Source organism: Bacillus sp. JJ1503, from assembly GCF_036965125.1.
Classification (GTDB): Bacteria; Bacillota; Bacilli; order Bacillales; family Cytobacillaceae; genus Cytobacillus.
In genome coordinates, this window is sequence record NZ_JBALOZ010000087.1 from 23010 (window position 1) to 33449 (window position 10440).

Below are 10440 nucleotides of genomic sequence, written 5' to 3' on the forward strand. Positions count from 1 at the left end.
TTTTGTCCCCCCTTGAAGGCGTGTTTATTGTTCAATTAAAACAGTTTGGATGATATAGATTAAAAGAAAGAGATAGCATGAGATTCATACTATCTCTTTCTGTCAAAGACTTGCATACACAGAATCTGTTTTTTATTTAACAGAAACCTCTTCTAGTCGCATACGATCCTCATGTGGAGGCTGGAAGTTTTGAACTCTTTTGTTAACAGCATATAAATCAACAGCCGAATATAAATTCAGTTCAGTTGCTTCATCGTATAGTAACTCCGTTAACTCCTTGAATATTGCTTCACGCTCTTCCTGATCGATAGAAGCACGTTGTTTTCGGAGAAGCTCCTCTACCTTTTCATTTTTGTAAGACGGATTCCATTGTTCACCTTCGTAATACATTAGATAAGCTGTGTTATCGAAATCAAGTGTCCACCCGCCCCAGCCTTGACGGTACATATGACCAGCTTTAGCATTGGGAATTAAATCTGAGATTAATGTCGTATTATCGACACTATTAATATTTACCTTCAAGCCTACTTCTTCTAAGAAGAATGACACAGCCTGTGAAATCTCTTTAAAGTTTCCATCATTACCAGGAATGAATAGGTCAATGGCAGTTCCTTCTTTCACTCCAGCTTCTTTTAATAACTCTTTCGCTTTTTCAGGATCATAAGGGTATGGCTTTAAGTCAGTATTGTTTCCAAAAGAAAGCTCACTTTGGAACGTACTGATTGGTTTTCCGTACCCGCCAAGAATTTCATCAATGATTGCCTGCTTGTCCACTGCATAGTTGATTGCCTGTCTAACTAGCTTGTTATCAAACGGTTTTTTTGACACATCAAATCGTAAAGAGAAGGCAGTTGGTGTACCGACATCTTTTAATTCTAAGAAATCAGTGCCTTTTACTGTTTCAGCCTGTGCTACCTCCACACGCTTCATAATGTCAATTTTTCCTGTTTGCAATTCTGCTAATCTTGTAGATGCTTCAGGAATTACTTTATAGACAACTTTGTCTAGCTTTGGTAGTCCTTCTTTCCAGTAATCAGCGTTCTTTTCTAGAACAATTTCTTGGTCACGCTTGTAGCTAGTCATTTTAAAAGGGCCAGTTCCTACAGGATTGTTATTGAAGTTCTCGTCCCCTTTTTCCTGTATATACTGAGGCGGTACAATGACTGCCCCGTATCCAGCCAGCTTCGTTAATAGAACAGGATCTGCATTTTTTAAATTAAAGTTCACTGTGAATTCATCAACAACTTCAACCTTGTCAATAGATGTATAGTTCGAATATTGCGGTCCTTTTTGACCTTCTTCACCTAGCAAACGATCAAAAGTAAATTTGACAGCTTCAGCATTGAACGGTTCTCCATTATGAAACTTAACACCTTGACGAAGCTTGAATTGCAATGTTTTGTCATCTAAATACTCCCAGCTCTCAGCAAGACCCGGCTGCAGTTCTAAATCCAAATTACGGTCTACAAGTCCTTCAAATACGGAAGTGGCAATTGTACTCCAATCTAAAAGGAATGTATCAATTGGATCCCAGTTTTGCGGATCGCCAGAAATACCAATAACGATTTCATTGCCTCGGTCTTTTGCCGGATTTTCTCCACTGCTCTTACTTGGGCTTGTGCTAGCCTCATCTTTCCCGCCGCCTGAACAAGCAGTAAGAACGAGTGTAAAGGCCAAAAATAGTGCAAATAATGCTGAAAATTTCTTTTTCATTCCCTGTTTCCCTCCTGTTATTGTTCTATTTTTATTTTTTCTCCATATGGATATGGATGGTTACAACCAATTTCTTTTGATATTCCAGCAGCTGCCTCCCAAAGCGGTCCTAAAATAGGCTGGACTTTATCCCTTGGCAATGAAGTGGAAAATCCTGCAATACTAATTGAATACGGAACCGAACCAGACCGGTCAAATATAGGGACGGCAATCGATACTGTACCTTCTTCTAACTCAGAATCGCTGTATGAAAACCCATCTAGCTTTGTCTGTGCAATTAACTTAAGCACTTCCTCTTTTGTTTTCGGCGTTTGACTGGCATAGTTAGTTAGGGGTTTCTCCAATACCTTTTCTATCATTTCCTCCGGCAAATAAGTGAGAAGCATGCGCGTACACGCACCCGCATAAAGTGGAGCATGCCGCCCAACCTTTGTGTACAGGCGAACAGGCCGTGTACTTTCCACTTTTTCAATATAGACACCTTCATATTGGTCACGGATGACTAGCTGAACAGCCTCATTAAATGTTTCCTGAAGTTTCTTCATATAAGGGATAGCTACCCGGCGAATTTCAAATCTTTCTGCCACTCTTTCTCCCATTTCAAGAAATTTCAGGCCTAATCCGTAGCTTTCGCCATCAACCACTAAACCATCTTGCTGAAACGTTATTCGCTGCAAATATCCAAGTTCAGTAAACGTTCTTAATAAACGAAATGCGGTTGCTTTAGGGATTCCTGAATGTTTGGAAATCTCGTCTAACCGCCAGTATGGCTTCTCCTCTGTAAAATAGTCTAATAGTGATAAAGCTTTTTCTAATGTTTTACTCAAGCGAGACCACCTGCTACTGCCGACTTTTTTTCGGCCCCTCCGTACAAATGGCAAGAAACTGCGTGGTTATCACGGATGGCCTGTAATGATGGCCGTTCTGTTTTACAGATGTCCATACAAGAGGAACATCGTGGATGGAATGTACAGCCATTAGGCGGATTGGACGGGCTTGGGACATCCCCGGTTAAAATGATCCTCTTTTTCTTATGCAAAGGATGCGGACTAGGCAGTGCTGAAAGGAGCGCCTCTGCATAAGGATGCAACGGTTCATTATATAAACTGTCTTTCTTAGCAATTTCTACCATCTTACCGAGATACATGACTCCAATCCGATCACAGAAATGTTTCACAACACTTAAATCATGTGAGATAAAGATATAGGTGAGCCCGAATTCTTTTTGTAAATCCTTCATCAAATTTAAAACTTGTGACTGTATCGAGACATCCAATGCCGAAACTGGCTCATCTGCAATAATTAATTTCGGCTTTGAGATAAGAGCCCTTGCAATGCCAATTCGCTGACGCTGTCCACCTGAGAACTCATGTGGAAAACGAGTAAGCTGGGCTGCCGTCAAGCCAACTTGATCAGCTACTTCAAGGAGTCTTTTTTCCCGCTCATCGCGATCAGTCACACCGAAATTAATAAGCGGTTCTTCAATAATATTTTTGACCTTCATTCGGGGATTAAGGGAAGCAAAAGGATCTTGAAACACAATTTGGATATCTTTCCTTAACCGTCTCATTTCACTTTTATTAAGTTCAGCGATATTTTTCCCTTGAAAAAAGATATTTCCCTCGGTTGGTTCAAGAAGTCTGAGAATGGTTCTGCCCGTGGTGCTTTTTCCGCAGCCTGACTCTCCGACAATCCCGAATGTTTCGCCTTTCTTCACTTCAAACGAAACCCCATCAACTGCCTTAACATGCTTCATTGTTCTATTTCCGAAAACACCACCTTTAATAGGAAAGTGTTTTTTTAGATTTTCAACCTTTAATAATACATTGTTGTCCAGTTCTGTCATGTTGAGGTCACCTCCGATTCACCATGTTCATAAATCCAACACTTCACCTTTGAACCATTATCCATTTCAAATAACGGAGGAACTTCTTTGCATCTTTCATGCGCAAATGAGCATCTTGGTGCAAACCTGCAACCAGCAGGCATTTTACCCGGAGCTGGAACAATTCCAGGAATGGAAGATAGATATTCTTTCTGTTCATTAATATCCGGCAATGAGGCTAGAAGCCCTTTCGTGTAAGGGTGGCGTGCCTTATCGAAAAGATCAACAACTTGCGACTCTTCTACAACCTCTCCCGCATACATAACAATCACTCTGTCACACATCTCCGCCACAACTCCGAGATCATGTGTGATGAGAACAATGGACATATGCAGCTGGTCTTGCAATTTCTTCATTAATTCTAAGATTTGCGCCTGGATTGTTACATCGAGAGCCGTTGTAGGCTCGTCTGCTATAAGGACTTCCGGATTACAGGAAAGAGCCATTGCAATCATCACTCTTTGACGCATCCCTCCAGAAAGCTGGTGAGGATATTCATTCAGTACTTGTTCCGGTCTTGGAATACCGACAAGTTTAAGCATTTCCAAAGCGCGGTCTCTCGCCTCTTTTTTCGAGATGCTTTCGTGGTTTAAAACCATTTCATTTATTTGATCCCCAATCCTGTGGACCGGGTTCAATGAGCTCATTGGCTCCTGGAAAATCATCGAAATCTTTTTCCCGCGGATTTTCCTCCAATCCTTCTTGGCGAAATCCTTGAAATTTAGGCTGCCGAGGCGAATATTTCCTTCAAGCCTCTCAACGCCTGGAGGTAAAAGACCCATTAATGAAAGAGACGTCATACTTTTTCCGCAGCCCGATTCTCCAACAATTCCAAGTGTTTCACCTTTACGGAGGTGGAAGCTTATTCCATTCACAATGGCTATCTTCCGATTATCTTCATCTTTAATTCCAACTTTTAGCTCGTCTACTTCTAAAACTTTTTGAACCATTATGACACTCCTAACGGTTTCATTATTTGAAATGCGATTTCATTTTTTTGATAATTTAAATTTTACATAAGAATCCCCCAATTTTCAATAGTTTTTAATTAATAAATATTAATTGATTGATATAATAAGGGGAACCCTCTTGTTTCTTTCATTCATGCAGAAAAGTTGTACGAAGATGGTGAAATTGCAGGGGAGTTGTTTTAATATCATCATTAATCATAGTGGTTGTCTGAAAAGTAGAAATCCCCTAAAAAGTAAAAATGTATTATGTTGATATATCAAAACTTCATAAAATATAAGGGGCATTCTAAAGTTCGAAATACGATTTTCTGGATTCTCTCGTTGGTTTCTCTGCTTGGTTTTGCAGGAATAGCGGTCGTTAGTGTGGATGGATTGACCGTACATCAGCAAGAGCGTAATTGCCAAAGCAACCTTTATATTGACGTAACCCCTTTAAATCGATATGATAATAAATAATTTCATAATTGCTAATCTTCTTATCAAGAGAGGTGGAGGGACTGACCCTGCGAAGCCTCGGCAACCAGCATATGTATGCACGGTGCCAATTTCAGAGGAATGATCACAATTCCGAAGATGAGAAGGTGGAACGGATTTTGTTATTTCATTCTTGCTCCCCCTTCTGTCTTTATATGCAGAGGGGGTTTTTTATTTTTCCATCTATGGCAATTTGCCTTATTCATAGCAAATTGACTACAAATTAACAGGAGGAATGCATACATGTCAGCCATTCATATTGCATTATTAGGATACGGTACCGTTGGGAAGGGTGTCTATCAGACTGTCCAATCACATCAGAAGAAGCTCCAAGCCCTATTTGGGAAAAAAGTGAAGATCGTTGGAATTCTTGTGAAAAATATAAATAAACATAACAAACCGGATAAGGATGTTCTTTTAACCGATGACTTCGAAAAAATCATTACACTTGAACAGCTTGATGTAGTGATTGATGCCATTGTTGGAAAAGAGCCAAGCTTTTCCTATTTGCAGCAGGCAATTAAACGGGGTTGCCAAGTTATTACGGCTAACAAGGAAATGTTTGCCCATCACGGGGAGCAATTAAAACAGTTAGCAAGTGAAAATGGTGTTTCGCTCGGCTTTGAAGCAACGGTCGCTGGCGGGATTCCTGTAATCCAAACACTTAAGCAATTGCTAAATGTAAACAACATCGAAAAAGTTCAAGGCATTCTTAACGGAACCTCTAATTTTATTTTGACAAAAATGAGAGAAGAAAACTTACCATTTGTGTCAGCATTGAAGCTAGCACAGGAAAAAGGCTATGCCGAAGCGGATCCAACCAATGATGTAGACGGCTATGATGCCTTCTACAAAGCGGTGATCTTAAGTGAGATTGCATTTGGGGAGGCACCGAACTGGGATGAGTCGATCAGAGAGGGAATTCGGGGAATCACTCCTGAGCAAATTGAAATCTTTTCATCATTAGGGTTTCGCTTTAAACATGTCGCCTCGATTGAACGAACTTCTAGTGGAATTCTCTGCACCGTAAAACCTGTACTTGTGAATGAACAGCATCCCTTTTACCATGTGGAAGGTGTCCAAAATGCTGTTTCCATTGACGGGGATATTGTTGGGAATATTAGCCTTCAAGGTCCAGGGGCGGGAATGCTTCCAACAGCAAGCGCGATAATCGAGGACTTGGCACATATCAATAAAGAAAGCTCACCTCGGGCATATACCAAACAAAAGATAGAAGGAAATGAGGCTCCTACTCTTTCTTTTTGGGCAATCGGCGGTGATGTAAATGCCTCGATTCTGCCCACTCCTATTGAAGTAATTGAAAGAATTCATCCAAATGTATTAATCGTTCGAGCACCTGAAGAGGCCATATACGCGATTCATTTGCCAAATGTGCATGTCTATCAAATTCTTGGGGATGTGGCGTTTAGGGGTGTGGTTGTGAGTTAGGAATAGTTGATTTTTGAATTAAAAACAGGAGGGACACTTTAAGCTGTTGCTCCTGGTTTTTAATTTTGAGTGATGAATGAATTTCATAATTTCAATCCCTTGTCTCCCAAGCAATTCAAGGCATGAAAAAAGGAGCACCTCCCCAAATTCTTGTATAATGTAAGTGATTAATTAAGAACATTTTTATCTTTACCCCCGCACTAACTTTCACTTATTTGATGAAGCTTATCCTTTAAGAATGGATAAAGATCGACAGCCAAATGAATGTTTAGAAATTGGTGACTATCCGAAAGGTTTATTGAAAGTATTTCTTCGATTCTTTTTAATCGATAGGTGAGCGTATTCGTATGGACATGGATGGATTCCGCTGCTTCTTTTACATTTTGGTTATGTTCAAAATAGGCGAAAAGCGACGGGAGTAACTCACCTTTTCGGGCTTGGTCATAAGCTATAAGCGGGCCGAGCACTTCGTTGAGGAAATCAATGAGATCCTCCTCTGAATTTTGGAAAAGAAGCCTGTGAACACCGAGGTCTTTATAACTGATGACTTCCCCTTTTTTCCCATAGCTATGAAGAATTTGAAGACATTTTGCTGCTTCCTGCATGGATTTGGATGCCTTCAATAAACTCGAATGAATTCTTCCAATCCCAATAGAAATGGTCGTTCCCCAATTTTTCAAATGAATTTCCTGCTGAAAGTTCGATATGAGCTGCTTAACCTGGTGAAGCGCATAGGTGCTCGGCACCTTTGACTGAAAGGTTAAAAGAAGAACAATTTGATCTTGACTGCCTACGGCAATCCCATTCAAATTATTATTTAAAAGCGCACCATTTGCCATTTGAACGAGATGGCGAGTAATGCTGTTTCGCTTTTGCTTGTTATCTAATTCGTCAATTCGTATAATGAGCGTCATGTAGTCAGCCATTGGGTCAAAATTCATCTGTTTTGCCTTTTGTAAAATAGAATGATTCATTTTACCAGAAAACAAAACATCAATAAATTCTTCGTTTAATCTTTCCTGTGCATCAAAAATAGCCTGTTCCTTCACCATTTCAAGAGAAATGACGGTACACGCATGCTCTAATGCGGCAACTTCCACATCGCGAATTTCTTCCAGGGATGCAATAATAAGTATGCCAAAAAGTGTGGGCTTTGCCCCAATTGGCAAGATTGTTAAAAATGGATTCTCCCTCAAATCCGTTTCTAATAAAGTGTGAACCGTTTTGAGTGAATGTATGGATTCCTGAGCCTTTTTTCTAATCAATAACAGATCATTGTTGTCAATATACTGTTCGTAAGCATAGGAAATCATTTCCCCGAGATCATCAAATAACAAAACGGGATGGCCGATCATTTCATGCAAATAGGCAATAATGGAATCTAGACCTTCTCCGTTCATTACAAGATTCGCAAGCCTTTTATGGATATCAACCGAACGGGAGAGCATTTGATTTTGTTTAGAGATCGTATCATTCAAATATTCAAGCTGCTTTACGGCTTGTTCCTGTTCACTGTAAAGATTCGCCTTCTCGATCGCAACGGCAGCTTGATGAGTAATTGCCGTTAAAAGATGAATATCTTCTGTAATAAATTCTAGCGCAGGTTCAAATGAATCCAGCGTAATGACACCGATGCATTTTTCTTTTAAAAAGATAGGAGCAGAAATAGAAGAATAGGGCAAATTTGGAATGGAATCGAGCATAAATTGAAGATTTTTTTCTGATAGATTTGCTGTTGCATTTTCCACCTCTGCTCTATTGCGAAAAATTAAACATTTCCCCGCTGAAAAAGCTAGGCCAGACATTGACTCACCAGGCTTTAGCCGTACTTTACTAATCATTTCCCCATTGACATTGCTCTCCGTTTTAGGAATTAAACGCCCTTGTGTTTCGTCATAAAGCAATAAGACTCCGCCATTAGCCGCATCAATAACGGAAACGGCTTGGACCATGATGGAATGAATAATCGTATCTATATGAAGGGATGAGTTTAAAACATTCGAAACATGAATTAATGATTGAAGCTGCCGATGAGTTAATGTTTCCTTCATAGTGCACCCTTCCCTTTTGTCGAAGTTTTTGTTATTTTACCAAATTCCATTGAAAAAATGTGTTTTTTAATAAGGATTTGGAGAGAAACTGGACTTTTTTTGTGGTTTTTCATAAATTGTTTGTTAAAAATTTTGTCGAAAAGGACATACTATATTTTTTGATAAATTTTATAATTACAAATACAAGAAAGTTTATTTATACGTTTTTTTGAATTTGAGGAAGAGGAAACGTCCCTCTGCATTCAGAACAGGAGTTGAAATCCATGATTTTAAATACAGATACAAATATAAATCAATTAGCAAGTGACCTAAAACAAGAAGTCATTACTTGGAGAAGATATTTGCATCATAATCCGGAACTGTCATTCCACGAAGAACAAACGGCTCAATATATATATGAAACGTTAGAGTCATTTGGCAATTTGGAACTATCTCGTCCAACGAAAACAAGTTTGATGGCTCGCCTGATTGGTACTCAACCAGGCAAAACATTGGCGATTCGTGCAGACATGGACGCTCTTCCGATTCAAGAGGAAAATACATTTGAATTTGCTTCAAAAAACCCAGGTGTAATGCATGCTTGCGGCCATGATGGACATACGGCGATGCTGCTTGGAACAGCCAAAATTCTTTCTGGATTGCAAGACCAAATTAAAGGTGAAGTCCGCTTTTTATTCCAGCATGCAGAGGAGCTTTTCCCAGGCGGTGCTGATGAAATGGTTGAGGCTGGAGTAATGGACGGGGTTGATCTTGTTATCGGCACTCATCTTTGGTCACCGCTCGAATTCGGGAAAGTCGGCATTGTGTACGGCCCAATGATGGCTGCACCTGACACATTCTGGATTACAGTGAACGGCAGAGGCGGACATGCAGCATTGCCGCATCAGACGATTGACTCGATCGCGATCGCTGCCCAAGTAGTAACCAATCTTCAGCATATTGTCTCCCGTAATACTGACCCACTTGATAATTTAGTTATTTCGGTCACGCAGTTTATCGGCGGCACAACACATAACGTCATTCCAGGATCCGTTCAAATTTGCGGAACAGTCCGCAGTTTTGACCCAAGCCTTCGTGAATCCATTCCTGGAAAAATGGAACGCGTTGTGAAAGGAATCACAGAAGCCCATGAAGCTTCTTATGATTTCAAATATCAATTTGGCTATCGTCCAGTCATTAATCATGAAGAAGTGACAAGTGTTGTCGAAGAAACCGTTCGTGAAGTATTCGGTGAAGAGGCGATTGATATGATGAAGCCAAATATGGGAGGAGAAGATTTCTCTGCCTTCATGGAAAAAGCACCTGGCTGCTATTTCTATGTTGGGGCTGGCAACGAGGAGAAAGGCATTACGTATCCTCACCATCACGCCCGCTTTACGATCGATGAAGATGCATTGGAAATCGGCGTCAAAACATTCCTGCATGCTACATTTAAATTTTTAGGTTAAGAGTGACTGGTTATTGGACAGGTTTTGGCGGTTTACCAATAACTTGTCCAAATCATTTTAAGAATTGGAGGTCTAACTATGAAACTTTATCACCTGATCGCTTTTATCCCATTTATTGGGATTTTAGGCGGAATTGCTTTTGCTAATAAAGTAACACCTTATGTATTAGGGATGCCCTTCATTCTCTTTTATCTTGTTCTGTGGGTCTTTCTGACATCAGGAACGATGGCTGTCGTTTACAAGCTTGACCCTGCGAATAAAGGAGGAAAAGAATCATGAATATCGCATTAATTATTATATTCGGCTTTTTAATATTATCCATATTTCTTGGCATTCAAGCACAAAAGGGGAAAGACATGACGCTTGAACAGTGGTCTGTCGGAGGACGCGGCTTCGGAACGCTACTCGTATTCCTGTTAATGGCTGGGGAAATTTACACAACCTTTACA

8 protein-coding genes, 1 pseudogene and 1 riboswitch are annotated in these 10440 nt (G+C 40.1%); of the genes and pseudogenes, 4 read left to right on the top strand and 5 right to left on the bottom strand.

Annotated elements, in window-relative coordinates:
• Positions 1-132: 132 nt before the first annotated feature.
• From V7149_RS08305 to V7149_RS08320, 4 genes are read right to left on the bottom strand one after another with little or no spacing between them, the layout of a single operon-like run.
• Positions 133-1713 (bottom strand): ABC transporter substrate-binding protein, encoded by a 1581-nt coding sequence (locus tag V7149_RS08305; RefSeq protein WP_335345180.1) that lies wholly within the window; start codon positions 1711-1713, stop codon positions 133-135.
• A gap of 17 nt (positions 1714-1730) precedes the next feature.
• Positions 1731-2540, bottom strand: coding sequence for an IclR family transcriptional regulator (locus tag V7149_RS08310; RefSeq protein WP_335345181.1), 810 nt, complete (start codon positions 2538-2540; stop codon positions 1731-1733).
• Complete coding sequence (locus tag V7149_RS08315) at positions 2537-3559, bottom strand: ABC transporter ATP-binding protein (protein WP_335345182.1); 1023 nt, start codon at positions 3557-3559, stop codon at positions 2537-2539. Before V7149_RS08315 ends, V7149_RS08310 begins: the two co-directional genes overlap by 4 nt.
• Positions 3556-4548 carry an ABC transporter ATP-binding protein gene (locus V7149_RS08320; protein WP_335345183.1) on the bottom strand — a complete coding sequence of 331 codons (993 nt, stop codon included), beginning with the start codon at positions 4546-4548 and terminating at the stop codon, positions 3556-3558. The genes V7149_RS08315 and V7149_RS08320 overlap by 4 nt, the downstream gene beginning before the upstream one ends.
• Positions 4549-5042: 494 nt before the next feature.
• Positions 5043-5149: riboswitch (SAM riboswitch) on the top strand.
• Positions 5150-5286: 137 nt separating this feature from the next.
• Here V7149_RS08320 and V7149_RS08325 point away from each other — a divergent pair.
• Positions 5287-6492: a homoserine dehydrogenase gene (locus V7149_RS08325; protein WP_335345184.1), complete on the top strand. Its 1206-nt coding sequence runs from the start codon at positions 5287-5289 to the stop codon at positions 6490-6492.
• A gap of 200 nt (positions 6493-6692) precedes the next feature.
• Here V7149_RS08325 and V7149_RS08330 read toward each other — a convergent pair whose 3' ends face one another.
• Positions 6693-8543, bottom strand: a complete 1851-nt coding sequence (locus V7149_RS08330; RefSeq protein WP_335345185.1) for a helix-turn-helix domain-containing protein — start codon at positions 8541-8543, stop codon at positions 6693-6695.
• A gap of 263 nt (positions 8544-8806) precedes the next feature.
• Here V7149_RS08330 and V7149_RS08335 point away from each other — a divergent pair, with 263 nt between their 5' ends.
• The 3 genes and pseudogenes from V7149_RS08335 to V7149_RS08345 all read left to right on the top strand — a co-directional run.
• Positions 8807-9991, top strand: coding sequence for a M20 family metallopeptidase (locus V7149_RS08335; protein WP_335345186.1), 1185 nt, complete (start codon positions 8807-8809; stop codon positions 9989-9991).
• A 78-nt stretch (positions 9992-10069) separates the two neighbouring features.
• Positions 10070-10270, top strand: a complete 201-nt coding sequence (locus V7149_RS08340) for a DUF3311 domain-containing protein (protein ID WP_335345187.1) — start codon at positions 10070-10072, stop codon at positions 10268-10270.
• A pseudogene (locus V7149_RS08345) lies at positions 10267-10440 on the top strand (sodium:solute symporter family protein); the annotation flags it as partial. The gene V7149_RS08340 and the pseudogene V7149_RS08345, both read left to right, overlap by 4 nt.